Here is a 24,047-nt window from a genome sequence, read left to right as displayed (position 1 = left end):
TACACAATCAATGCAGCTTGTTGCTGTATAAAAGCAGCATGATGGGCGAGGGCGGCAAGTTTAGCATAAAAAACAGCACTCACACGAAGATGTAGTGCTGTTTTAACGTTTGCAGAGCATTGCATAAAAGTGGTTATTTCCAGACTGACAAATATTTCTTTCGATATTTGCTATCTTTCTCGATCTCAATCATGTCCATTGCTATTTCCCTAATATGCTCATCTTTATCTTCATCGTATAATTTTTTTAATCCTACAATCATATCGTAGCGAATCAATGTATAATGTTTTTCGTTCATTCCATTTTTAAAACGATCAATAATATGAGTAAGCACCAGTTCTTTTTGTTCTGGCCCAGCTAAGCCAACCTTCCAGATTGCTTGCAAACTATGCCGAGCAGTTACAAATTTTGAATCCCTGGTCACTTCCCATAACGCTGGAAAGTCGTGCAGCATCCGCTTATCCGGATCACTGATTGCTAAACCAGCAAGAAACTGTGCAGCTCTCGCTCGCCTGTGGTTATCCGGATCGGTCAGCCATCCTATTAATTGATCCCATACTTCATAAGCCCAGTCTACTTTTTCTTTTGTGGCGTTAATAATATTCTGAAAAGCTTCTAATTGCAGGCTTTTGTCCTTTGCTTCTAGATTTTCAAAATGAGATTTCATTATACTGTCCATTTTCGTATCACCTTAAAATGATTAGTTATATTGATTATATCCTTTCACTTGCGATCTTCCAATAAACATCATCTCTCGCGCTAGTGAATGCTTTATGATTGTTAAATCAATTGAGATATTGTAACGCTTATCAGTTCAAAGAAGTAAACGATTAAACAAACAATAACAAGATGCTTATCATTGGCCATTCGTTCTTTCTTAAATATAAATCGCTTAATAATTCTATAAAGAATAAAACAAAAATAAAGTACAAACATGAATGGCAAGAGAAAAGTTGAGTCAAGCATAAATACACCACAATTTCTTTTTTGAATCTATTTTAACATAATTAGGAAAGAGATTAAGGTTAAATAAAAAAGACTTTTATCTAGATTTAAAAGGAGGAAAGGGAAGGTGAAACTCAATAACGACAGTGATTTCCAAACCAATTTTGCTGACATGTTTTTAAGAAACGGTTGAGGAGAAGTTTATTGCTCATATGAGTCAAAGTTGAAAATGATTGGAGTGATAGTGAATTGATAAATTGTTAAAGAATAAAAAAATAACTAAATGTGTTGAAAAGATCAATTGCTCTAATAAAGGGGGGGTTCTTTTAAAGAATGCCTAATTTCGTATGGACAAATGACATTTGGCTGTGAGGTAAATACAATACAGTAAACTAGATGAGCGAATGGAGGGTTCGATGTGTTTAGACAATATCCAGTTTGGTATACACAAACTCCTTACTATCTGAATTATCATGTGCCTCAATACCAAACAATCTCTTATGATCCACAACTATGCTATCAACGTTGCATGTATCAAACTGGCGGTAACTATGTTATGAAGAAATACAAGTGTAAAAGAGGGGACTTTCTCCTCTTTAAAACCACATAAATATAAATTAAAAATTAAGAATCTGATAAAAAAGGAAGTAAATTAGGATAACTCTATTTGTTAAACGATACATCTCAATTATAAATAATGATATCTCAGTTGAAGAATTTAAACCAAGTAGGAGCCAGAAAAAGCTTGCAGCTTAAAGAATTACAAAGGAAACAAGAGGACGGCAGCATCGGCAATACATATGATTACTAAGCTTGCTAAGAAAATAGAATGTTAACTGATGAAAAAGTTGACCAGGTCGATGATCTTCTTCATCAGTTAAAGAACGCTTCATCACGCATGCTTTGGAATCAAGACCAATTAAACTCAAAGGCATTTACACACTATGCTTTTACGAAATTCAAAGGTATTGTAATCAAGGAAAACTACATCGGCGGACTTCGTGTATTCGGCGGAACATTTATGGGTAAGACCGTAGCAATGAAACATTGGGTACCGGTCTAATGAAATCCAATACAATGTATTACAGCACATGAATACTAAAGAAAATGGATAAGAGCCCGGTGTCCATATCTTTAACAATAATGAGGGCTTGGTTACACATGTCCTATAGATCATCTCAATTAAGGGATCAATCCTGAAGTGAAGAACTTTATTACTTTACACATGATGATTTCAACTTGAATTAATTAAAATAACACAAGTTTTCTTTTGAGACAGCAGTTTACATTATGTGGATAAACACTGATTTGTTAAAATAAATATATCGTCACTATACCTCATTGTGAAAGGGGAATATTTATGACCAAGGTAGCGATAGTTACTGGTTCCGCAGGCGGATTAGGGAGAGGGATAGCAGAGAGATTGTGCAAGGATGGTTTTAGTGTCGTTCTGCATGATATTAACGAAGAACTGCTGCATGCAACTGTATCAGACTTCAAAGAAAAAGGCTATCATGTTATCGGAGTAAAAGGGGATGTATCCAAGCGTGATGATCAATTCAATTTAGTTAAAGCAGCGGCAGATACATTTGGCCGTTTGGATGTGTTTGTAAACAATGCAGGCATTGAGGCAGTTTCGCCATTTTTAGAAATAACAGAAGAACAACTGAATCAATTGTTCAAGGTTAATGTCAATGGCGTTGTGTTTGGTACTCAAGCAGCTGCTGATCAGTTCATTAAGCAAGAAACAAAAGGCAAAATCATTAACGCATGCAGTATAGCAGGTCACGAATCATTTGAAATGCTTGGCACATATTCCGCAACGAAGCACGCAGTGAAATCTTTTACACATTCAGCTGCTAAAGAGTTAGCCAAATATAAAATAACAGTTAACGCATATTGTCCTGGTGTTGCAAAAACAAAAATGTGGGATCGCATTGATGAGGAAATGGTTAAACATAGCGATGATTTAAAACCAGGAGAAGCTTTTGAAAAATTCTCTTCAGACATTGCTCTAAAAAGATATCAAACTCCTGAAGATGTGGCCAATTTAGTCTCATTTCTAGCTTCAGATGATTCAGATTATATCACCGGTCAAGCTATTTTAACTGATGGCGGCCTGGTTTATAGATGATAGAATGTACAGTAAAATAAAAGAATCCATTTTAGAAATGGATTCTTTTTGTTTGAGATGAAACCATATTGACCTAGTTGTATAATAAGAAAAGCAATTCAGAGGTCCGTGTGTTCATTCAATGAAAATGGAGTGAACATTTTGGCAAAAAAATATTTGGTCCGTCAGCATGTTCATCTTGTGCAGGAATGATATGTTGGACAAGCAACATCGTGGCGCATGTGAGTTTTAGACACAAGCCAGACGAACAATACATAGCCATAAAGAGAGGCTTGGCGTTATGCAAGCCCTCTTTGTGTCAGTAGCCAAAAACCAATGTTGTACTTTGTGATCCGGCATATTTTGTGACAAATTCTTTTGTGTACTGCGGAGTTTGTACCCGGTAGCTGTAATTGGAGCCTGGATTCCACGTTGTCAACGGAGAGGATTGTCTGTTCAAGGATGGGTAGCTTCCTGTATCCTTAAAGTATCCGGTGCCCTTGTCATCAAGGATTCCGCCTTTTTCGCTGCCTTTTCCAAAATAATTGTATTCAGAGTATATTTTTGCTTTTGTCGCGATGGTAATTGCTTGGTTAAAATTGTTGCTGTAATTGTTTTTGACATGGAAATAGCCATATCTCATCAGCCCCGGGCCTCTTACATACAAATTCTCAAAATAGTTGTTGGCGATGGTCATGTGCGGATAGCCGTCATATTGGTGCTGGGAATCATCAGGATATCCTAAAATTAAACCGTACTTATGATTTGCGAATTTTGAGTTGCTGATGGTGATATAATCAGCTGATTTACCGATATACAACAGCTTGTCCAGGTCACTTCCGCCAGCACTATAGCTGTGTCCTGAAAATGTAACATGGTCGATCCAGTAGTTAAAGCCTGAATCGAGATAAAGCTGAATATCGTTATTTCCGTTAATCTGCGGGCTGTGTTCAAAGGTCAGATTTTGAAAGATGACGTTTCCGGATGAAGAAGATGTTGTTAAATAAATATTTTTCAGCGTTTTTTTAGCGTAAGAACCTACAAGTGTTTTATTTGAACCAATCGTTACCGTTGTTTTTGAAGAAGCGGTTAAATCATTTTGAAGCACTAAAATTTTAGGTGTTGATCCGCTCAGATGGGTTTTTAAATCATTTAGACTTTGGATATAAACGATCTGGCCGTTTTTTCCGCCGGTTGTGCTGGCTTTAGAGACTCCTTTTTCATTTTTTGCATTTCCGGCAAATCCTAAAATGCCATTCGTCGAGGTATTTGGAAAATCGACGGCGCCTAAAGCTTTTTCAGGCAAGAGAAGCAATAATAAACTTAACATGGCAAATAATAAAGAAAATCGTTTCAAAGCCACTCAGCTTCCTTTCAAATTTAAATAATTTACATATGGATTATTATTACAGTTGGACAACAGTAAGAATAGAGTCTATATTCCTGATCAAAACCGGGATTTTATATGTTTTTTGATGCAAATAAAAGAGTTACAGTTGGAACCACACGAAAGGATTGATACACCATTGACTGCTGCAGCATATCGAAACACTTTGCTTTCTCTTCTTTGTTTAACAGCGGGAATCGTGGATGTGATCGGTTATTTAAGCCTAGGACACGTCTTCACTGCTAATATGACGGGAAATATCGTTTTATTGGGATTAGCAATCGGAAAATCTCTTCAAGTCACTGTTTTTCATTCTTTAACTGCGCTAATCGGCTTTATCGTGGGAGTGATTGTTTCCACGATCATTGTTGGAAAGGCAGAGAAAACATTTTGGCCATCCGCTGTAACAAAAGCTCTGGCAATTGAAGCGTTCATTTTATTTGTTTTTGCTTGTCTTTCAATATCTGCTGCTTTCGTTCCGGTGTACATCCTTATTATCCTTTTGAGTATTGCCATGGGGATACAAACAATAGCAGCTAAACAACTGGGGATTGCAGGCATTTCTTCTACAGTTTTGACCGGAACATTGGCTTCTCTTTTAGAGGATCTTTCCGGCCGGTTGTTTTTCTCTAAACAGAATAAAACATTCTTAAGAGATGCTGTGTTAAGGGCGCTGGCCATCATATTATATTGTGTGGGGGCTGTTATTGTAGCTTTTGCAGATCCACATTTTCATTACATTATTATCTGGTTTCCGATTGTGCTCATTTTAGGTATTATACTTACTGCTCTGACCAAGTTGCAAAAGGTAAAGTGAAATTCTCCCGCTTGCGATTTCAAGCGGGGATGGGAATTTTTTGAGCTGATATACTTCAGATCCTCACTATAGCTATCCATATTCTATCCATATTAATGAAACAAGAATTTTGGCTCATATGTGCATCTGAACATAAGTATTGCATAGTCGTATAAAACGCACCCTTTGATATATATAGAATAGTGAATTAGGCATAAATCAATCTATGAATCTATGTCCTCTTTCAATCCATATCGAGTGAGTATTACAATGATAATGATTCTCATTCGAAATTTGGATTAGGAGGATGTCTATGAAAAAGAAGATCAGTGCTGTTATTAGCGTGGTTATGTTGATGATTCTTTGTTTTTGCCCGCAGGCTTCGGCAGCCTATAACGATTTGCACGAAGGCTATGCAACCTATACCGGATCAGGCTATTCAGGAGGAGCTTTCCTTCTTGACCCTATCCCATCTGACATGGAGATTACGGCAATTAACCCAAAGGATCTTAATTACGGCGGTGTGAAAGCCGCTCTTGCCGGCTCTTATCTTGAAGTGGAAGGGCCAAAGGGGAAGACGATCGTCTATGTTACCGATCTATATCCTGAGGGTGCCCCAGGAGCCCTTGATCTTTCACCCAATGCCTTCAGCAAAATCGGTGCTATGAAAGATGGGAAAATCAAAATCAAATGGCGTGTGATCAAAGCGCCAATCACTGGCAATTTCACATACCGGATTAAAGAAGGCAGCAGCCAGTGGTGGGCGGCAATCCAAGTTAGAAATCACAAGTATCCCGCTATGAAAATGGAATACTACAAAGACGGAAAGTGGATCAACATGGAGAAAACGGACTATAATCATTTCCTCAGCACCAATTTAGGAACGGGCTCTCTTAAAGTCAGAATCACTGACATTCGAGGAAAAGTTGTAAAAGACACGATTCCAAAGCTTCCTGCAAACGGAACATCTGGGGCGTACACAGTTCCCGGGCATGTTCAGTTTCCTGAATAAAACCTTTGAAAAACGGCGGAAAATCTAAATTTTCCGCCGTTTTTTTATACGTGCAAATGATTATGAAATAAGAATGTTGTGACTTACTTATGCAAGTTGGCACAGCAACGGTAGAGGAACATTTTAAATGAAAAGTCCTGCTCAAGAAAAAGGGCTAAACGAATCCTGCGACTGGTCTTTGTCTTTCAGCTACTTGGATGCTAGATGGTGACTCTGTATTCATTTGGCAACCCCTCCACCAAAGACAGCAATACCTATACTTGATAAGTAAAAATCAATATTTGCATATGTGGGCTGCTTTCGTTAATGTGTTGATTGGTTTCAAATTAAATAAATAACTAAAGAACCAATAAATTGATCAAAAAGCGTTTCCAATCCTGCTTTTTGTTGTGTTTGGGAAAGAAATTTCATAGCTCGTCTTATTGAAAAATTCGCATTAATCTTTCGCTTGTTGTTTCTCTCCTAATGTTAATACCCATTCTCTTAAGATATGTTTTTGCACATATCTTTTTCCGTCAATATCAATATGAGGGAGGTCTGTGAGATCCTTTGCTAAGAGTTTCGCCTCCGCTTGGGTTATTCCTAAAAAATGCCCGATGTAAAAGTAAATATCTCGTTCTTTAATCAGCATGATGTCATTTTTTTCGTTAGCTTTTGGGTTGTTAATATGCTTTAATCCTTCTCCGATAAAATATCCAGCCAATGCAATACCGATTCCTAAAAAAACGTCCATGTGTATGCCTCCATTATGTACTCGTCATGTTATACGGTCAATCTATACCATTGGTTTCATTTTGTTGACTGTGTACACAAAAAACCGCCAGAGCAAGCTCTGGACGGTTTCTATGCTTTTTCAATCTGCACTCGGCCTGAGAAAAAAGTGGCACCTCCGCCCATATCAGACAAGCGGTCGGGGGTCAGGGCGTTAACAAGCTGATTTTTGCCTGGTTCATCTGCCCATAATCCTTGACTGACGACAACACCGGGCAGCACTTGTTCTCCAACTGCGGCGGTTAGTTCACACTCACCTCGGCTGTTCCAAATCCGTACGGCTTCACCATCAGTGATGCCGTGTTTTTCGGCATCTTTCGTGTTGATAAAGAGTTTCGGTGTCTTTTCAAGTTTGACGTGTTTTGCATTATTGGAAAACGTTGAGTTTAAGAAATTATGATTAGGCCCGGGAACATACATAAACGGAAATTCATGATCCGGCGCAAGCGGCGTATGTGTCGGTAACGGCGGGAAACCGGCTTGTTTCATTTTTTCTGAATATAATTCTATTTTTCTGCTCGGTGTCGGCAATTTACCCGGAAATAGCGGCTTTTCACGCTTCGCCTTCATAAACGAACGTTCAGTAAGTGATTCATAAGTAATCTCTGCTAAATAAGGATTATCCGGATGGTGAAGCGCCTGGCGGATTAAATCTTCATCTGAGTCTTTTAGCTCCTGATCCGTAAATCCCATTGCTTCAGCCAATAACCGGAATACCTCAGTATTAGACTTACTTTCTCCGTATTTCTCAATAACCGGCTGCTGCAGCTGAATGTAATGATGCCAGTATGAGGTGTAAAAATCAGTATTTTCAAAAGCAGATGCAGCGGGCAGTACAATGTCCGCATATTTGGCCGTTTCTGTTAAAAACAAATCATGAACCACGGTGAACAAGTCATCCCGCAGGAGGCCTTGTCTGACTTTGTTCGCTTCTGGCGCCACAACGGCTGGATTCGTCCCATAAATAAAGAGGGAGCGAACAGGAGGGTCTGTTTCCAGAAGAACTCTGCCCAGCTGGTTCATATTAAACGATCTCGGTGTGCGGCCTTTCAGTAAATCAGGACGCTGAAGCGCGGTGGTGTTATATTCTAAAATCCCGCTGTTATGCTTGATGGCACCGCCTCCTGTATGCATCCATTGACCGGTAATTGCCGGAAGACAGGCAATCGTTCTTACAATCATTCCGCCGTTGTCATGATGCTGAAGGCCGTTTCCGATTCTGATAAAGGAAGGGGAGGTTTCACCATACATTTTTGCCAGCTGATAGATATCGTCGGTACTGATACCAGTGATCAGGGATACCTTTTCTGGATGGTACTGTTTCGCATGCTCGCGCAGTTCTTCATAGCCGACTGTATATTTTGAAAGAAACGCTTCATCGTGAAGATTTTCTTTAAATAAAATGTGCATGATGCCGAGGGCAAGCGCGCTGTCGGTACCGGGTTTTATAGGAATAAACCAGTCTGCTAGACGCCCTGTCTGATTTTTATGCACATCAATCACAATAATTTTTGCGCCTTTTTTCCGTGCTTTTTGGGCGATTGTAATTTGATGCATATTTGTGCTGACTGCGTTAATTCCCCAAAAGATAAACAGTTTCGTATGGATCGTTTCTTCAGGATCGATTCCAGCACTCACACCCATGGTATATTTATAGCCCTCTGATCCGGCTTTGCTGCAAATCGTCCGCTCAAGCTGGCTTGAGCCCAAGCGGTAAAAAAAGCGGCGGTCCATTCCTTCAGCCGTTAATTTTCCCATATTGCCGTAAAAGCTGTAAGGCAGTATGCTTTCAGCTCCTTCTTGATCAATCAGCTGTTTCCAGCGGGATGTGATGGTGTCAATCGCTTCTTCCCAAGAAATTGGTTTAAACTCTGCCTCGCCCTTCACACCTGTTCGTTTCAGCGGAGTCGTCAGCCGCTTTTCATCATAGAGGCGCTCAGCCATATTTCGTACTTTGTTGCATATATTTCCGGCTGTCACGGGGTGATCAGGATCACCCTGCACTTTCACAATTTTCCCGTCTTTTTTATGTACCAGCAATCCGCACTGGTCCGGGCAGTCCAGTGAGCAAACGGATTTAAAAATGCCGTTTTGTTGAGTGGCGAACGATTTCATAGCCCAGTTCCTCTCCCTAGTTAGATATATTGTAAGAATTATAACATTTCGAATGATAACGTCAATTCTGAAAAAAAAGACATTGACATCAATCTGGGTCTTCTTTATGATTAACGTATTCTCAATTCTGAAAATTACATACAAAACATTTTCTATCAAGAGAGGTGGAGGGACTGGCCCTATGAAACCTCGGCAACATTATTGTGCCAATTCCAGCAAGCGTCAGCTTGAAAGATAGGAAAGTAAGGTTTATATCGGCTTCTGTCTGTGGCAGAGTGCGCCTATACATGAATCTCTTTCCATCTTTGGAGAGAGATTTTTTTGTGTGAAAAATAACGATGAAAAGGATGTTTTGCATCATGACGGTTTTGATTACAGCACCGTACAACGAAGAAGGACGAAAAGAGCTTGAAGAATTGTTCGGTTCCGTTGTTTATCAGTCTTGGAAAGAAAACGGCCGGGCATACAGGGAAGATGAATTGATTCAGCTATTAAAAGGATCAAATGCGACGGGTTTGATTACTGAGCTTGATCAGGTGACAGAAAACGTGTTTGCATCAATGCCGGAACTTTCATTTGTGGGAGTATGCAGGGGAATGCCTTCCAATGTTGATGTGGCAGCAGCGTCAAACAGAGACATTCCGGTTTTCTATACACCTGGGCGCAACGCACAAGCTGTTGCTGAAATGTTTATTGGAAATGTGATTTCATTTCTCCGGCATACGAATACCTCTAATCAATGGCTAAAGGATGGAAAATGGAACAGCGATTATTTGCAGGCGTATGCCAAATTCAAAGGTAATGAAATAACAGGAAAAACCGTGGGTATGGTCGGATTCGGAGCGGTTGGGCAAAGAATTGCAAAACTGCTGACTGCGTTTGACTGCAAGGTTTTGTATTACGATCCATACGTACAGCACGATTATCCGCAATATGAAAAAGTATCTCTGGAGAAGGTTTTTTCAGATAGTGATATCGTTTCTGTTCATCTGCCGCGTACAGATGATACGCTTGGCCTCATTGATCGGCCGTATTTTGACTTGATGAAAGAGAGCGCCATTTTCGTGAATACATCAAGAGCTGTCGTGGTAAACCGAGAGGATCTTTTATCTGTACTGAAAGAAAGTAAAATCAGAGGTGCGATATTAGACGTTTTTTATCATGAGCCGCCAGAGCAATCGGATTATGAATTTATTTCATTGCCTAATGTTCTGGCAACACCGCATTTAGCAGGAGCGACATTTGAAGTAGAGGATCATCACGTTACCATTCTGAACGAAGCGCTTAAAAAGTGGAAGGATGAAAAAACTCTCAATATTCCGACTATATATAACAAAAACGATCTTAAAGCAGAGGTGTAAAAAGGAGGGCATCAGGATGACGAAACAAAAAGGTTATCTCGTATTTGACATTGGCACTGGCAATGCAAGAGTTGCGGTCGTAAGTGTGTCGGGAAGCGTTCAAACGGTTGAACGGGAGGACATTGTATATACGACCGAGCCGCTTTACCCGGACAGCCGCTATTTTTCTCCACAGGCGCTGTGGAATCAAATCATGAATCTGGCTAAACGTGCGATTTCTCGTTCTCATCATATTGAAATTATTGGTCTCACTTCAACAAGTCAAAGACAGGGGATCGTGCTGTTTGATCAAAATGGTGAGTCTTTCCTCGGTCTGCCCAACATTGACAATCGGGGCAGGGAGTGGGAGGAAAACATACCGAATCGGGAAGAAGTATACAGCCGAACAGGCCGTCTGCCGACTGCGCTTTTTTCAGCGCTCAAGCTTTATGGTTTAAAGCACCGCCAGCCCTCCTTATGGGAAAAAACTGCAAGCTTCACAAGCATCAGTGATTGGGTGACGTATCTGTTGAGCGGAGTATTGACATATGAACCGTCACAGGCGACGGAAACGCTGCTGTTTGATGTAAAACAAAATACATGGTCAGAAGAGATGTGCAATATATTCGGTTTCTCGCCATCTATTCTTCCGCCTCTAGTAAGAGCGGGAACAGTCATTGGATCGATAACAGATGAGTATGCAGCAGAATTGGGACTATCACATCATGCGAAGGTTATAGCGGGTGGGGGAGATACACAGCTTGCTGTCAAAAGCACTGGTGCTGCTTTGGGAGACGCAGTCATTGTATCAGGTACGACAACACCGATTACCAAAATTATTGGTGAAATTCATGAGGACAGACAAAATAAAGCCTGGCTGAACTGCCACACAGACCAAGGACAGTGGCTTGCGGAGACAAATCCCGGGGTAACAGGTCTGAATTTTCAAAAATTAAAGGATATTTTCTATCCGAATGAACCGTACGATGTGATGGAAGAAGAGATTGCTGCTCTTGCTAAGGAAGATCATGCATGTGTATCTTCCCTCGGTTCGTATTTATCGGCAGAAAAAAACGCCCTGACGAAAGGCGGCTTTCTCTTTGATGTACCGCTTTCAGCCCATTTAAGCAGAGCGCATTTTGTACGTGCAGCCTTACAGGAGATTGCATGTTCAATCAAATGGAATTTTGACATTTTAACAGAGATCACTCCGTTTGATCGTGACTATGTGTGGGGATGCGGAGGCGGATTCCAAAGCAGAGCATTTACACAATATATCGCCAATCTTCTTCAGAAAAAAATTTATGTCAAAGAAGGGTACAGTCAGGCATCAGTCGTTGGTGCTGCGGTGGTTTGCAATGAGGCCTATAGATTGACCGAAGAAATGTCTGGAAGTGTTCGGGTGATAGAACCGCAGGATTGCCGGATAGAAATGACTTTATACGAGGAGTGGAAGCAGGTCCAACGCTTCTTTTCAGGGTTAGAGCCGTCATCGGGAAACAAGGTATTAGTATAAGGCGGAATTTGCCGCTAATTGAGGAATTATACATTTTCTTACTTTAATGAGGTAATACGGTAATTGAGATAAGCATCTAAGGAGGATACAGATATGTTAGATAAAATTGGTATACCAAAGCGGCTGGCATGGGGGTTTTTAGGGGTTGTGCTGTTTATGATGGGAGACGGTCTTGAACAAGGATGGCTCAGTCCTTTTCTGATTGAAAATGGGCTCACCGTTCAGCAATCCGCTTCGATTTTTAGTATATACGGCATTTCACTGGCCATCGCTTCATGGTTTTCGGGTGTGTGTCTGGAAGCATTTGGCGCAAAGCGGACGATGTTTATGGGGTTGTTGTTTTATGTGATCGGTACAGCGGCTTTTATCGTCTTCGGATTTGAACAGCTAAATCTGCCTGTCATGTATGTGACTTACTTTATTAAAGGCTTAGGATACCCGCTTTTTGCTTATTCCTTCTTGACATGGGTCATCTACAGAACACCGCAGAACAGGCTCAGCACAGCTGTCGGCTGGTTTTGGATTGCGTATTGTCTGGGCATGTTTGTTTTCGGTGCTTGGTATTCAAGTTATGCAATTAAAACGTTTGGTTATTTAAATACGCTGTGGAGTTCTATTTTCTGGGTATGCCTCGGTGCAGTCTTCGCGTTGTTTATTAATAAAGACCGGTTTGAAAAAAAGAAAAGAAAAAGATCAGAAACGGCGGAGGAGCTTTTAAAAGGGGTTACCATTCTTGTTACCAATCCGCGGGTGCTGACAGGAGGAATGATTAGAATCATCAACAGCATCGGCACATATGGTTTCCCTGTGTTTTTGCCGATGCACATGGCTCAGCACGGCATTTCAACTAATGTGTGGCTGCAGATTTGGGGAACGATTTTTCTGGGCAACATTGTATTTAACCTCATTTTTGGAATTGTCGGTGATAAATTCGGATGGAAAAACACCGTCATTTGGTTTGGAGGTGTCGGCTGCGGCATTTTCACCGTTTTATTATACTATGCGCCTGTTTTTTCAGGCGGGAATATAGCTGTTGTGAGCATCATCGGCTTTATCTGGGGCGGTTTGCTGGCAGGCTACGTGCCGATTGGTGCGATCGTGCCGACAGTTGCCGGAAAAGACAAAGGAGCCGCCATGTCCGTTTTGAACCTCGCAGCCGGCTTATCGGCATTTGTCGGACCTGCTTTAGCTTGGATGTTCATCGGACTCGTCGGTGCACAAGGCGTTGTCTGGATTTTTGCGGTGCTTTATCTTGCGAGTGCAGTCATGACGAAATGTATTAAGCTACCTGAAGAAAAAGAAGTACAGAAAGAGACTTCCCCTCAATATGCATCCTGATGAAAAGCGCCCTGAAACAGGGCGCTTTTTATGATTTTTTTCAGCAATGGTTTCAGTTACAGAGTGCCGCGCAAATGATTGGTCTGGACGGGACTTCATCATTAGGAGTCCGCCAATAAAATAGTTTGGGCGATCGCTTCTGCATTAAAGCGCTTTTTAACTCTCATGATTGTATGCCTTTTTTTAAGTGTATCTTTGCAGGGCACGGCTCAACCATTGTAGTACGATTTAAGGGTCTCCGTATTTCTCTTCAATTAGATCTTCAAAAAAGGCTGATTTCAATGCTTTTTCTTCAACAACTATACGTTGCTGAACCATGATATACCTTTTTTCATATTGATCAATATGGAATTGTTGTATGTTTTGCAAACGAGGACGTAAGTTTTTTGAAATAAAATAGACAATATGTTGACAAACCAAAACGAAGTGCTATGATGATATAGACAACAAATTGTCTTTTGGGAGGATTATAATGAACTTTTCTAAAGAACTAAAAGATTTATTTTTAATGCAGCAGTCTTACGCTACACTTTTTTCTGTTTTAAACAAAATTCAATCACGAGGTGATGAGTACTATGAGAGCTTAACGACTAGGCAATTTATGACGATGGTCTCCATACTGCATTTACCGGAAGAAGAAACCACTTTCAACAACATTGCCAAAAAATTAGGTACGTCGAAACAGAACGTAAACAGGCTTGTCAGCAGTATTGAAAAAAGAGGATATGCCGTTACTGTGCCAAGTAAACGTGACAAGCGTGCGGTTAATGTGAAAATTACCGATTCTGGAAAACGCGTTTTAGAGGAGTGCGGTGAAAAAGCTGTGTACTTTATGGCAGATATTTTTCAGGGGTTTTCGACGGAAGAATTAGAGACACTGTGGAATTTATTGAAAAAGCTATACAGTTTTGACGGAGAAGAGCAGGATGGTTTCGAAGAAGATGCTCGTGACTTTGAAATTGAACAAGAACGTGATGATCTGAAAATAAAAATACTTCAGGAGTTCGCAAAACGGAGAATGTAAAAAGGAGATACGTATGAACAGCGTGGCATTAATAGAAAATTTGAAAAAGCAGTACACGAACAAAACTGCAGTAGACGGCATTTCATTTGAAGTAAAGGAGAGTGAAATCCTTGGGCTTCTTGGCCCAAACGGAGCAGGAAAAAGCACAACGATTCATATTTTATCCGGAGTACTGTCGGCCACTTCCGGAAATGTTACGATATTGGGCCATAATGTAAAAAACAGCGCAAAGAAAATGAAAAAGGGCATCGGAATCGTCCCTCAAGATATCGCCATCTATGAGGATATATCTGCTGAGCAAAATGTTCGCTTTTTTGCCAGTCTATATTCTCTTAAAGGAAAAAAGCTGAAAGCCCGGGTTAAGGAGGCCTTGGAGCTTGTACAGCTATATGATCGTAAAGATGATAAGCCTAAGACTTTTTCAGGCGGGATGAAAAGAAGACTAAACATTGCCTGTGCTATTGCCCATCAGCCGAAACTGATTATTATGGATGAGCCGACTGTTGGGATAGACCCTCAATCCAGAAATCACATATTGGAGTCTATTAAATTGCTTAAAGAAAAAGGAGCGAGCATCATTTACTCAACTCATTATATGGAAGAAGCGGAGGCTATTAGTGATCGGATTATGATTATGAATGAGGGAAAAATCATTGCTAACGGGACGAAAGATGAATTGTACAAAAAAGTAAATAAAGAAATGACTTACTCTTTTCAGCTGGCGAATGCAGATAAATTAAACAAAAACATTCTGATGGATATAGAAGGGGTTATAAAAGTACACTCCATAGAGGGTGAATTGAAAGTTACAGTCCGAAAGAGCCAAGATCTCCTAGGTGAAATCATAGCAGAATTAAGTGTTCAAGGATGCAGCATTCTGCATATGAGCAGTCAAGAGGCATCATTAGAAACGGTATTTTTGGAGCTGACGGGAAGAAATTTAAGAGATTAGGAGAGGCAACATGAGTTTGATAAAAGTAATGACATTTGATTTTATGAATATTTTAAGGAATCCGGTTCTCGTTTTAGCTAATACGATTTTTCCTTTCATTCTTATTGTGATCATGGGTTTTGTCACAAAAAACAGCTTTGGGGCAGATGGTATCAGTTCATACGATTATTACGGGGTGAATATGATCATTTTCTCAGCGGCTCTGATCGCAATGACCGCGTCCAACACATTTATGGAAGAAAAGGTGAAGAGAGGAAACATCCGCCTTGTATACGCACCCGTTTCGAAAACAAGTATTTATCTTTCAAAATTACTATCAACTTACATATTCAGTGTGATATTGTACAGCATGAATGTATGGACGGCCCAAACGATTTTTAAATTGAACTTTGGCGGAGAAGACCTTCCGTATATCTTGCTTTTACTGCATGTCTTTTTGTTCTTTGGCTGCTGTTTCGGCACCATGTTTTGCTGCATTTTTAAAAATGAAGAACAGGCGAATAGTATCATGCAAATTCCAGTTGCTTTTTTTGTTTTCTTTGGAGGCGTTTTTTTCGGAATTCATAGATTTGGAGATACCGTAAATGAAATTTCCGTATTTTCTCCGGTTAAATGGGTAGCGGAATGCTCATTTCGCCTCATTTATGATCATGATTTCAGCATTTTGCTGCCTGTGGTATCCATTCTTCACTTGGCTTCAGTCGTTTGTATTGCCGTTTCCCATGTTGTTTTTAAGCCGGAGGGATATGTATGCTGAATCTATTCCGAAATAGGTGGGAACGAATACTGGCGAAGAAAGCCGTTATCATCATTGCAGTGATTATCATTCCGCTGATGGTTGGAGCAGCGATTCTTTTTTCCGGTAAACCGGTCTTAAAAGAAACCATTGCATTTGTCACGGAGCAGGATGAAATGAAAAATCTCCCCAAAGATCCTGCCTTTCGAGTGGTTATGGTCCATCAAAAGCCGAGGTTTTCTGATCTTATGTTAGGAAAATATGCAGCAGTCGTAGAAAAAAATCATCAAGACTACAAGGTAAACACTTTGAAGAGTGAAGCGAATAAAAAAATGATTCGGGAGCTTTTTGAGACTGGGAAAATGCCGAACAGCTATAAAGGAGAGGATAAAATAAGGACTGAAAGAGGGACAGGCACAAATATCTTAGGTTTTATCGTGATGCTTGTTTTTATGCAAGGTGTCGCGCTCACTGCCTTGTATCCTGAAGACCGCATGCTTAAAACCTTCAGGCGGATTTTAGTGTCACCCGTAAACGAGAACAAATACCTGAGTGTTCAGTTTATCTTTACATTTTTATGTCTATACATACCAACCTATCTGGCCATTGTGATGACAACAATATTATTTCATGTGAATATTGGCTTTCGCTTGGACATTCTTGCTGAACTGCTGGCTGTTCTCGCAGTGCTTGCAGCGTCATTCGCTATTTTTATGTCCTCAGTTATGGATCGAAACTTAAGCTTGGTGACGAGCGGAATCAGTGTGGTTACGTCTGTATTGTCAGGCTGTTTTATTTCTTTTACGACTAATCTTCCCGTCTTAGATGCACTATGTGCGATTCTGCCGCAAAAAGCATTCATGACCTTTATCCATGGGATAGAAATAGGGCAGACAATGCGGGAATTCAAATTTCAGCTTTTTTATATCTTTCTTTGGTCGGCATTATTTTATTTCTTTGGTGGCTTTATGACAAGAAGCAGGATGAAGAAAGGGATTTAATGGATGTCACTAGATGCATAGAACGCTATGCATCTTTTTTATTGTTTCGTTATAATGAGTTATTTATTAGGGAGTTTTTAAGAATGAAGTGGCATTGCTGGCACGAATACAGAACCGGACATTTTATATGACAAGGCTCCGTCTTCGCCAATGCTGCGATGGAATGCGGTCTTTTTGATTGCCGCTACTGTGAGTATTTTAGCTATGATATTTTGAGAGGCAATCCTGCGGAGTGAAAACAGACGAGAGACTTAGAGAAGAGCAGCTAGAATCTCTGCTCATTCTCTGATTTTCATGAATTTATCATAGAATAAACATTTGTATCATAAGGGACACCGCTTTGGTACATATATTGTCTTAATACGCCTTCTTTTTGAAATCCCATTTTTAACAGCAAACGATTTGACGCTTCATTTTCCGTAAAAACAACTGCACCGATTCTCGTTAGTTCAAGGATATCAAAGCCGAAAGACACAATTTCTAAAATGGCTTCTGACGCATAGCCGTTTCGCCAATTCGCCGGGCTGATTTCATAACCGATTTCTGCACGTTTATGCTTGGGGGCCAAAGCATGAAAGCCAATCGTACCGATGAGTTCTTTGGTGTCTTTTCTTTCAATTCCCCACCGTATTCCCCGCTTTTCTTGATAATTGTCGGCAAACTGATGAATCATTGTTTTTGCTTGATCTATACTTTCAAAGGGATCAAGTCCGTAGTAGCGTGTGACGCCATGGTTTGAAAAACAAGTAAAAATGGCTTCCGCATCTTTCTCTGTCAACTCTCTTAGAATAAGCCTGACGGTTTCTAATTCAGGAAACACCGAATCCCTCCCTTATGGTGTATGTAGGTTTATCATATCCCTTTTATTTCCTCTTTTCTATAACGAAATCGAATTTGATGAAGCAAAGGAGCGGATTTGTTTTTCTAATTCCTCTTTGTTTTTATTAAATTGTTTCGTTCGATGGCCGTTCGCGCCCGATGGGTGAGGGAAGCCGTGTAGGCAGGTCAGCCGCCATTTGCTGTTTTCCCTGATCAGTGTTTCACAGACTGTTTCGGCTGCTTTGCCTAGCGGGATAAGAAGAGCAGGGCTCGATAGCTTTTCAAGTTCAGCGGGAAAATGCTTATATGCATAAGTGCTTAGCATAGATGAGCGGGGGATAGCCGGACGATGTCCTGTATAGTTTTTCTGTTGAATGAAAACAGGGTATTTGATAACAGAAGTGGTGTGAAGCATATGGCGCAAGTCGCCGAAAAGCTGTGCGGCGCTTTGAATGCCTAAAACCTGCGGCAGCCCGCATTGATCCAGCATCGTAATCAGGTTATCTCTCATAGTTCCAGAAAGTCCTGCCGCTTTTTTGGTGTCTAAAGCTATCTGTTCTAGAGATCGGCCTTTGCGCAAGCTTTCTGCGGCTGTTTCATAAGCTGTTTTCATCTGTGAAAAACCCGGCGTTATGCCTGACATCACAACTGAAGCATCTTGATTGATATATTCATTATGAGGTGAATAGTACATTTCAAGCGCGTTTTCTTGGTGTATGCGAAATGGGGAAGTGAGCAAATCCGTTTTCGAAAGCGGTCTTGATACCGGAAGAGTATTTAATTTCTCTGCAAATGCTGCTAAACCGCTGCGGTTTCCAATCATGGGTGAACCTCCCTAAAAATGATATCCCATTGTCCATTTTAAACGTTACAACGGGATATCATTCATATTTAACCTCTATTCAAATGTCCTGCGTGCCACACCTCTTTAACTGCTTGAGGGGCTTCTTTCACTTCAGCAGCAGTCTGCTGCAACGCGGTTTTTTTCATTTCAACATCGTACTGAATCATTTTTTGTTTTTGAGACAGCTGCTGTGCTTCCGTTTTTACCATTTCAACTTGTTTTTGCATGGATTGCGTAACTGCAGTGAGTTCCTTCATGGCGGGATCTATTTTCTTCTTGTTTTGAATCACATTTATCCCTAAGTAAATGATTGAAATGGCTATTACTGCGATACTGATATAAACGATAACCATATGTTCACCCCTTTTCTAATGTCATACCCTATTTCGCCTATTATAATCAGGTGAAATGTTATCTGGTCAGTTCATATGATTTGCGTATTGGTTTTCTTGTGCTTATAATGTGTTATCGTACATATGTAAACAAAGAAAGGGTGCTTCAATTGCAAAGTTTACAAAATAAAACTGCTCTTATCACAGGCGGAGGCAGAGGGATTGGACGCGCGACAGCTCTTGCGCTTGCGAAAGAAGGCGTAAATATCGGTTTAATCGGACGAACTGCCGCCAATGTTGAGAAAGTCGCAGAAGAAGTAAAAGCACTTGGTGTGAAAGCTGCGTTTGCCGCTGCGGATGTAAAGGATGCGGCGCATGTTGATCAAGCTGTGGCTTCTATTAAAGAGGAGCTTGGCGAGATTGATATTCTCATTAACAATGCGGGAATCAGCAAGTTTGGCGGATTCTTAGATCTATCCGCTGATGAGTGGGAAAATATCATTCAAGTGAACCTAATGGGTGTATACCATGTTACTCGTGCGGTGCTTCCTGAAATGATTGAACGCAAAGCTGGTGACATTATTAATATTTCTTCTACAGCCGGCCAAAGAGGAGCAGCTGTCACAAGCGCTTACAGCGCATCCAAATTTGCCGTTCTTGGGTTAACAGAATCTCTCATGCAAGAAGTGAGAAAGCATAATATCAGAGTCAGCGCGTTAACGCCGAGCACTGTCGCAAGTGATATGTCGATTGAACTGAACCTGACAGACGGTAATCCTGAAAAGGTTATGCAGCCTGAGGATCTTGCTGAATATATGGTAGCTCAATTGAAATTAGATCCGCGTATTTTCATTAAATCTGCAGGATTGTGGTCAACAAATCCGTAAAACGAAAGCCTGTCTAGCGACAGGCTTTTTTTATTTGAATTCAATCCGCACAGGTAAATGTTTAACGCCAAACACGAAAGGACTTGGTACCGCTTCGAGTTTCTGTTCATCATCAGCTTTTTTAATATAAGCTGACATAGACAAGAGGGAGGAAAGAGCGATTTTTGCTTCGAGCCTGGCCAATGGTGCGCCGAGGCAAAAGTGAATTCCGAACCCAAAGCTGAGATGGGGATAGGAGGGGCGGTTAATGATAAAACGATCAGGTTCAGAAAATTTAGCTTCATCCCGATTGGCTGACGCGACCCAGCTGATAACGGAAGATCCTTTCTTTATAAATGCTCTGCCAAGCGCTATATCTTCTGCTGCAACTCGTCCGATGGCTTGAACAGGCGGATAATAGCGGAGTGTTTCTTCTATTATATTAGGCACATAGTCTGTATTCTGTCTTATCTGTTGTTGCATGGCTGTGTCTTCCGTGATATAGCGAACAGCATTCGCGATCAAATTAGTAGTCGTTTCGTTTCCCGCGACAAGAAGTAGAATGCAAAAACCGAGCAGCTGCTCTTCTGTTAGATATTCTCCATCGACTTCTGACTGCAAAAGCATCGTAATCAAATCTTCTTTTGGCTGGGCTCGTCGTTTTAATAGAATGTCTCTAAAATAGTTACTTAAGAAAGCGTGGCCGTCCCGGCGTTTTTGAACCATGTCAGCGACAGATTTGTCTGAACTGTCCTTCGCTCCGGCAACGAGCACGTCGGAGTATGTTTTGATGATGTGCCGGTCTTCAATCGGTGCTCCAAGCATTTCAGCAATGATAATAACAGGAAGGGGGCCTGCTATATCATCTATCATATCGATTGTGTCTTTTTGCCGCGCCTCCTGTAAGAGGAATGCTGTAACGTCTTTTATGCGGGTTTCGATTTGTTTCACTGCCTTTGGAGTAAACGATTTGTTGACGAGTGCACGTAATTTGGTATGTTTCGGAGGGTCCATTGTTAAAATGCTTTCTGCCTGTATGCCGCGTTTGGATGAAAAAAGTTTGGGATTTTTCAGGACGAATTGAACGTCATCATACTTAAAAACATCCCAGCAATCACGCTGTTTGTCATAGCGGACAGGAGACGATTTCCGAAGCTTTTCATAAATCGGGAAGGGGAAAAGACGATCCTTTTCGAATTGCAATTCTTTCATGGGAATCAAGTTGGCGTAACGTTCTTCTTTGGCAGGGCGCGCTGTTTGCTTTGTCATTTTATCATCTCCTTTATCGCTACGTTATCAAAGGCTGTTTTTCAATTCAACGGACATATATTGAAGAAAATGTAAACCGGACAATAGTTTTAAATTGAAGATCATAGTGAAAACAAGTTATAATGAACCAAACAAACTATGTACCAAATGTTCATTTTATCTTTTTCTATTCCCACCAGCCATACAAACACCAAACACAAAATAACTTGATTATCATGTTATGAATAGAAGAAGGAGAACAACAGGAAAAAATTGAATATTTAGTACATGGTGTTCTCAGTTTACAGAGAAGGGGTGCAGACCGATGAAAGAAGAAAAAAGAAGTTCCACTGGATTTTTAGTCAAGCAGCGCACGTTTTTGAAGCTTTATATGATTACCATGACTGAGCAGAAAAGACTTTACGGGTTAAAGCTTCTGGAAGTGCTTCGATCAGAATTTAAAGAGATTGGTTTTAAACCAAACCATACAGAGGTTTACCGGTCTTTGCATGAGCTTCTTGATGATGGGATATTAAAACAAATCAAAGTAAAGAAAGAAGGGGCTAAGCTCCAAGAAGTGGTCCTCTATCAATTTAAAGATTACGAGGCAGCCAAGCTGTATAAAAAACAGCTGAAAGTAGAGCTGGATCGCTGCAAGAAACTGATTGAAAAAGCACTGTCAGATAATTTTTAACATAGAAAACACCCGGCATAGTCACGAGTATCGGGTGTTTTCTGTTTTTCATTATACATATTTGTCGAAATGAAACAATACAAATCAATAGTGGCCTTCAAACTTGACATCATTTCCTCACGTGGTAACATTTTAAACGTGTGAAAATACGAACAAAAAAGCGAACAAAGGAGATGTTACCGATCTTTGATCAAAAAAAAGTAGCTTTTATCGGAGCCGGATCTATGGCGGAAGGAATGATATCAGGTATCGTTCGTGCCAATAAAATCCCAAAACAAAACATCTGCGTTACAAACCGCAGCAATACAGAGCGATTAGCTGAGCTTGAACTTCAATATGGAATCAAAGGCGTGGCGCCGGATCACTTATGTATTGAAGACATGGATGTGCTCATTTTGGCGATGAAGCCAAAAGATGCTGAAAGCGCTCTGTCATCATTAAAAACACGCATCCAACCCCATCAATTAATTTTGTCGGTGCTAGCCGGCATAACCACCTCTTATATTGAACAATCATTGCATAATCAACAGCCGGTTGTCAGAGTAATGCCTAACACATCAAGTATGATCGGCGCTTCTGCAACTGCCATCGCACTTGGCAGGCATGTGACAGATGATTTAGAAAAACTGACGGCGGCTTTGCTCGGCTGTATGGGTGAAGTGTATACAATCCAGGAAAATCAAATGGATATTTTTACGGGAATTGCCGGCAGCGGCCCTGCGTATTTTTATTATTTAATGGAATTCATCGAAAAGACAGGCGAGGAAGCGGGCCTTGATAAACATTTATCACGAAGCATCGGTGCACAGACACTCTTGGGTGCTGCAAAAATGCTGATGGAGACAGGAGAACAGCCCGAGGTGCTGAGAGATAATATCACCTCGCCAAATGGAACGACTGCTGCCGGATTGCAGGCCTTGAAGAAGAGCGGCGGAGGAGAAGCCATTTCTCAAGCCATTAAACATGCGGCTAAGCGTTCAAAGGAAATCAGCGATGATATCGAAAAAACAGCGGCACCGCTATAAAACAGGAGTGATAAAGTGACGTCTGAAACAGAAATGAAAAGAGTTGTCGTGAAGATCGGCAGCAGTTCATTAACAAGTCTTCATGGGGAAATCAGCATTCGCAAACTGGAAGCTTTAGTGGACCAGGTCGCCAAACTAAAAGACGCCGGATATGAAGTCATCCTGGTTTCTTCCGGCGCAGTAGCTGCAGGATATCGCAAGCTCGGGTTTCTTCAGCGACCAGATAATCTGCCTGAAAAACAAGCGTCTGCTTCAATCGGTCAAGGGTTGCTGATGGAGGCTTATTCAAAGCTGTTTTTGGCGCACGGTTATGTGGCTTCCCAAATTTTAATTACAAGAAGCGACTTTTCTGATGAATACCGATATCACAATGTTCGGAACACAATGAATGTACTGCTCGAACGCGGTATTATCCCGATAATTAACGAAAATGACACAGTGACCGTCAATCGGCTTAAGTTTGGCGATAATGATACACTCGCGGCCAAAGTCGCCGGATTAATCGATGCAGATTTGCTTGTGATTTTATCGGATATCGACGGTTTATATGACGGCAATCCGCGAAATAATCCAAAAGCGAAAAGGGTGCAGCGGGTCAGTGAGATTACACCGGAAATTGAAGCGTGTGCAGGCGATACAGACAGCGAGGTCGGCACCGGAGGCATGCGGTCCAAACTGGATGCGTTTAAAATTGTGATGGCATCCGGCATAAAAGGATTTCTTGGCCAGGCAGACGCTGCAGATATATTATATCAAGCTGTTCATGGAGAGGCGGAAGGCACCTATTTTGAAGCTGAGGGAACGCTTCCGTTGAATCAAAAAGAGCAGTGGATCGCTTTTAATTCCGGACCAGAAGGTGAAATTGTGTTATCAGATGACTGTTCCGGCCAAATAGCTGACGGTCAATCGTGTATATACCCAGATGGTGTAAGGGAGATTAAAGGAAAATTTAAAAGCGGCGCTGTTGTCCGCCTGACTGATTCTCATGGTGAAGACATCGGCCTCGGGATCGTCAATTATTCTTCCTCGCAGCTTGAGACACCCGAAAAAAATAAAGGCATGAAAAACAAAGCTGTGATTGATCCAGAAGCGTTTGTATGCCATGTGGATTTATCTTTGCCTGTATATTAAATAGAAGAAATACACGGGAACAAAAAAACCGAACTTCTCCAG

At 40.9% G+C, this 24,047-nt stretch carries 21 protein-coding genes, 2 pseudogenes and 1 riboswitch; of the genes and pseudogenes, 15 read left to right on the top strand and 8 right to left on the bottom strand.

The annotated features are described in order from the left end of the window. Positions 1–133: 133 nt before the first annotated feature. Complete coding sequence (locus NYE43_RS10175) at positions 134–679, bottom strand: hypothetical protein (RefSeq protein WP_024121661.1); 546 nt, start codon at positions 677–679, stop codon at positions 134–136. 1,029 nt (positions 680–1,708) lie between these two features. On the opposite strand from NYE43_RS10175, the pseudogene NYE43_RS10170 reads away from it, so the two are divergent. Then, a pseudogene (locus NYE43_RS10170) lies at positions 1,709–1,935 on the top strand (thymidylate synthase); the annotation flags it as partial. 370 nt (positions 1,936–2,305) lie between these two features. Continuing rightward, positions 2,306–3,079, top strand: a complete 774-nt coding sequence (locus tag NYE43_RS10165) for an acetoin reductase (RefSeq protein ID WP_101861438.1) — start codon at positions 2,306–2,308, stop codon at positions 3,077–3,079. Positions 3,080–3,377: 298 nt separating this feature from the next. Here the strand turns inward: NYE43_RS10165 and NYE43_RS10160 are convergent, their stop codons facing one another. After that, complete coding sequence (locus tag NYE43_RS10160) at positions 3,378–4,388, bottom strand: polysaccharide lyase family 1 protein (protein WP_395958042.1); 1,011 nt, start codon at positions 4,386–4,388, stop codon at positions 3,378–3,380. 196 nt (positions 4,389–4,584) lie between these two features. On the opposite strand from NYE43_RS10160, the gene NYE43_RS10155 reads away from it, so the two are divergent. Then, positions 4,585–5,262 (top strand): YoaK family protein, encoded by a 678-nt coding sequence (locus tag NYE43_RS10155; RefSeq protein ID WP_106021707.1) that lies wholly within the window; start codon positions 4,585–4,587, stop codon positions 5,260–5,262. A 292-nt stretch (positions 5,263–5,554) separates the two neighbouring features. Continuing rightward, the gene (locus tag NYE43_RS10150) at positions 5,555–6,253 is read left to right on the top strand and encodes an expansin EXLX1 family cellulose-binding protein (RefSeq protein WP_216394235.1); all 699 of its coding nucleotides are present in this window, start codon (positions 5,555–5,557) and stop codon (positions 6,251–6,253) included. 436 nt (positions 6,254–6,689) lie between these two features. On the opposite strand, the gene NYE43_RS10145 is transcribed toward NYE43_RS10150, so the two are convergent. Together NYE43_RS10145 and NYE43_RS10140 are read right to left on the bottom strand one after the other, a co-directional pair. Then, a complete protein-coding gene (locus NYE43_RS10145; protein WP_185847887.1) occupies positions 6,690–6,986 on the bottom strand; it encodes a hypothetical protein in 297 nt (98 codons plus the stop codon). Between the two features lie 110 nt (positions 6,987–7,096). Further along, the gene (locus NYE43_RS10140) at positions 7,097–9,139 is read right to left on the bottom strand and encodes a molybdopterin oxidoreductase family protein (protein ID WP_326323885.1); all 2,043 of its coding nucleotides are present in this window, start codon (positions 9,137–9,139) and stop codon (positions 7,097–7,099) included. A 149-nt stretch (positions 9,140–9,288) separates the two neighbouring features. Further along, positions 9,289–9,380: riboswitch (SAM riboswitch) on the top strand. A gap of 97 nt (positions 9,381–9,477) precedes the next feature. On the opposite strand from NYE43_RS10140, the gene NYE43_RS10135 reads away from it, so the two are divergent. The 7 genes from NYE43_RS10135 to NYE43_RS10105 all read left to right on the top strand — a co-directional run bounded on the left by NYE43_RS10135 (position 9,478) and on the right by NYE43_RS10105 (position 17,046). Beyond that, complete coding sequence (locus tag NYE43_RS10135; protein ID WP_254518275.1) at positions 9,478–10,500, top strand: 2-hydroxyacid dehydrogenase; 1,023 nt, start codon at positions 9,478–9,480, stop codon at positions 10,498–10,500. 16 nt (positions 10,501–10,516) lie between these two features. Continuing rightward, on the top strand, positions 10,517–11,995 hold the full coding sequence (locus NYE43_RS10130) for an FGGY-family carbohydrate kinase (protein ID WP_326323884.1): 1,479 nt from the start codon (positions 10,517–10,519) through the stop codon (positions 11,993–11,995). Positions 11,996–12,088: 93 nt separating this feature from the next. Beyond that, positions 12,089–13,333 (top strand): MFS transporter, encoded by a 1,245-nt coding sequence (locus tag NYE43_RS10125; RefSeq protein WP_185847891.1) that lies wholly within the window; start codon positions 12,089–12,091, stop codon positions 13,331–13,333. A 472-nt stretch (positions 13,334–13,805) separates the two neighbouring features. Beyond that, positions 13,806–14,357 carry a MarR family winged helix-turn-helix transcriptional regulator gene (locus NYE43_RS10120; RefSeq protein WP_024121646.1) on the top strand — a complete coding sequence of 184 codons (552 nt, stop codon included), beginning with the start codon at positions 13,806–13,808 and terminating at the stop codon, positions 14,355–14,357. A gap of 13 nt (positions 14,358–14,370) precedes the next feature. Beyond that, positions 14,371–15,309: an ABC transporter ATP-binding protein gene (locus NYE43_RS10115; RefSeq protein WP_318752042.1), complete on the top strand. Its 939-nt coding sequence runs from the start codon at positions 14,371–14,373 to the stop codon at positions 15,307–15,309. Positions 15,310–15,319: 10 nt separating this feature from the next. After that, positions 15,320–16,066, top strand: coding sequence for an ABC transporter permease (locus tag NYE43_RS10110; RefSeq protein ID WP_341061755.1), 747 nt, complete (start codon positions 15,320–15,322; stop codon positions 16,064–16,066). Continuing rightward, positions 16,060–17,046: an ABC transporter permease gene (locus tag NYE43_RS10105; RefSeq protein ID WP_341061753.1), complete on the top strand. Its 987-nt coding sequence runs from the start codon at positions 16,060–16,062 to the stop codon at positions 17,044–17,046. The genes NYE43_RS10110 and NYE43_RS10105 overlap by 7 nt, the downstream gene beginning before the upstream one ends. A 292-nt stretch (positions 17,047–17,338) precedes the next feature. On the opposite strand, the gene NYE43_RS10100 is transcribed toward NYE43_RS10105, so the two are convergent. From NYE43_RS10100 to NYE43_RS10090, 3 genes and pseudogenes are all read right to left on the bottom strand, one after another. Next, positions 17,339–17,866, bottom strand: coding sequence for a GNAT family N-acetyltransferase (locus NYE43_RS10100; protein ID WP_326323881.1), 528 nt, complete (start codon positions 17,864–17,866; stop codon positions 17,339–17,341). Positions 17,867–17,909: 43 nt separating this feature from the next. Beyond that, positions 17,910–18,688 (bottom strand): annotated as a pseudogene (locus tag NYE43_RS10095) (hypothetical protein). 68 nt (positions 18,689–18,756) lie between these two features. Then, the gene (locus NYE43_RS10090) at positions 18,757–19,062 is read right to left on the bottom strand and encodes a DUF948 domain-containing protein (RefSeq protein WP_059336520.1); all 306 of its coding nucleotides are present in this window, start codon (positions 19,060–19,062) and stop codon (positions 18,757–18,759) included. Between the two features lie 149 nt (positions 19,063–19,211). On the opposite strand from NYE43_RS10090, the gene NYE43_RS10085 reads away from it, so the two are divergent. Further along, positions 19,212–19,928 (top strand): 3-ketoacyl-ACP reductase, encoded by a 717-nt coding sequence (locus NYE43_RS10085; RefSeq protein WP_059293344.1) that lies wholly within the window; start codon positions 19,212–19,214, stop codon positions 19,926–19,928. A gap of 30 nt (positions 19,929–19,958) precedes the next feature. Here NYE43_RS10085 and NYE43_RS10080 read toward each other — a convergent pair whose 3' ends face one another. Then, positions 19,959–21,176: a cytochrome P450 gene (locus NYE43_RS10080; RefSeq protein WP_213418683.1), complete on the bottom strand. Its 1,218-nt coding sequence runs from the start codon at positions 21,174–21,176 to the stop codon at positions 19,959–19,961. 304 nt (positions 21,177–21,480) lie between these two features. Between NYE43_RS10080 and rtp the strand changes: the two genes are divergently transcribed. The 3 genes from rtp (at position 21,481) to proB (ending at position 24,005) form a co-directional block, all read left to right on the top strand. After that, entirely contained in the window at positions 21,481–21,849 is a 369-nt protein-coding gene (gene rtp / locus NYE43_RS10075; protein ID WP_326323880.1) for a replication termination protein, read from the top strand. A 146-nt stretch (positions 21,850–21,995) separates the two neighbouring features. Further along, positions 21,996–22,874: a pyrroline-5-carboxylate reductase gene (proC, locus tag NYE43_RS10070; protein WP_101863279.1), complete on the top strand. Its 879-nt coding sequence runs from the start codon at positions 21,996–21,998 to the stop codon at positions 22,872–22,874. 15 nt (positions 22,875–22,889) lie between these two features. Next, complete coding sequence (gene proB / locus NYE43_RS10065; protein ID WP_326323879.1) at positions 22,890–24,005, top strand: glutamate 5-kinase; 1,116 nt, start codon at positions 22,890–22,892, stop codon at positions 24,003–24,005. Positions 24,006–24,047: the final 42 nt, after the last annotated feature.

This window comes from Bacillus sp. FSL R5-0434 (assembly GCF_038004745.1).
GTDB classification, from domain to species: Bacteria; Bacillota; Bacilli; order Bacillales; family Bacillaceae; genus Bacillus; species Bacillus halotolerans.
The sequence above is the reverse complement of the archived record's forward strand: the minus strand, read 5'-3'. Positions and strand labels throughout refer to the sequence as shown.

Bases quoted from the DNA above. Each gene is read 5' to 3' on its own strand.
- NYE43_RS10175 (WP_024121661.1), bottom strand. From the start codon at position 679: ATGGACAGTATAATGAAATCTCATTTTGAAAATCTAGAAGCAAAGGAC.
- NYE43_RS10165 (WP_101861438.1), top strand. From the start codon at position 2,306: ATGACCAAGGTAGCGATAGTTACTGGTTCCGCAGGCGGATTAGGGAGA.
- NYE43_RS10160 (WP_395958042.1), bottom strand. From the start codon at position 4,388: ATGTTAAGTTTATTATTGCTTCTCTTGCCTGAAAAAGCTTTAGGCGCC.
- NYE43_RS10150 (WP_216394235.1), top strand. From the start codon at position 5,555: ATGAAAAAGAAGATCAGTGCTGTTATTAGCGTGGTTATGTTGATGATT.
- NYE43_RS10145 (WP_185847887.1), bottom strand. From the start codon at position 6,986: ATGGACGTTTTTTTAGGAATCGGTATTGCATTGGCTGGATATTTTATC.
- NYE43_RS10140 (WP_326323885.1), bottom strand. From the start codon at position 9,139: ATGAAATCGTTCGCCACTCAACAAAACGGCATTTTTAAATCCGTTTGC.
- NYE43_RS10135 (WP_254518275.1), top strand. From the start codon at position 9,478: ATGAAAAGGATGTTTTGCATCATGACGGTTTTGATTACAGCACCGTAC.
- NYE43_RS10130 (WP_326323884.1), top strand. From the start codon at position 10,517: ATGACGAAACAAAAAGGTTATCTCGTATTTGACATTGGCACTGGCAAT.
- NYE43_RS10125 (WP_185847891.1), top strand. From the start codon at position 12,089: ATGTTAGATAAAATTGGTATACCAAAGCGGCTGGCATGGGGGTTTTTA.
- NYE43_RS10120 (WP_024121646.1), top strand. From the start codon at position 13,806: ATGAACTTTTCTAAAGAACTAAAAGATTTATTTTTAATGCAGCAGTCT.
- NYE43_RS10115 (WP_318752042.1), top strand. From the start codon at position 14,371: ATGAACAGCGTGGCATTAATAGAAAATTTGAAAAAGCAGTACACGAAC.
- NYE43_RS10110 (WP_341061755.1), top strand. From the start codon at position 15,320: ATGAGTTTGATAAAAGTAATGACATTTGATTTTATGAATATTTTAAGG.
- NYE43_RS10105 (WP_341061753.1), top strand. From the start codon at position 16,060: ATGCTGAATCTATTCCGAAATAGGTGGGAACGAATACTGGCGAAGAAA.
- NYE43_RS10090 (WP_059336520.1), bottom strand. From the start codon at position 19,062: ATGGTTATCGTTTATATCAGTATCGCAGTAATAGCCATTTCAATCATT.
- NYE43_RS10080 (WP_213418683.1), bottom strand. From the start codon at position 21,176: ATGACAAAGCAAACAGCGCGCCCTGCCAAAGAAGAACGTTACGCCAAC.
- rtp (WP_326323880.1), top strand. From the start codon at position 21,481: ATGAAAGAAGAAAAAAGAAGTTCCACTGGATTTTTAGTCAAGCAGCGC.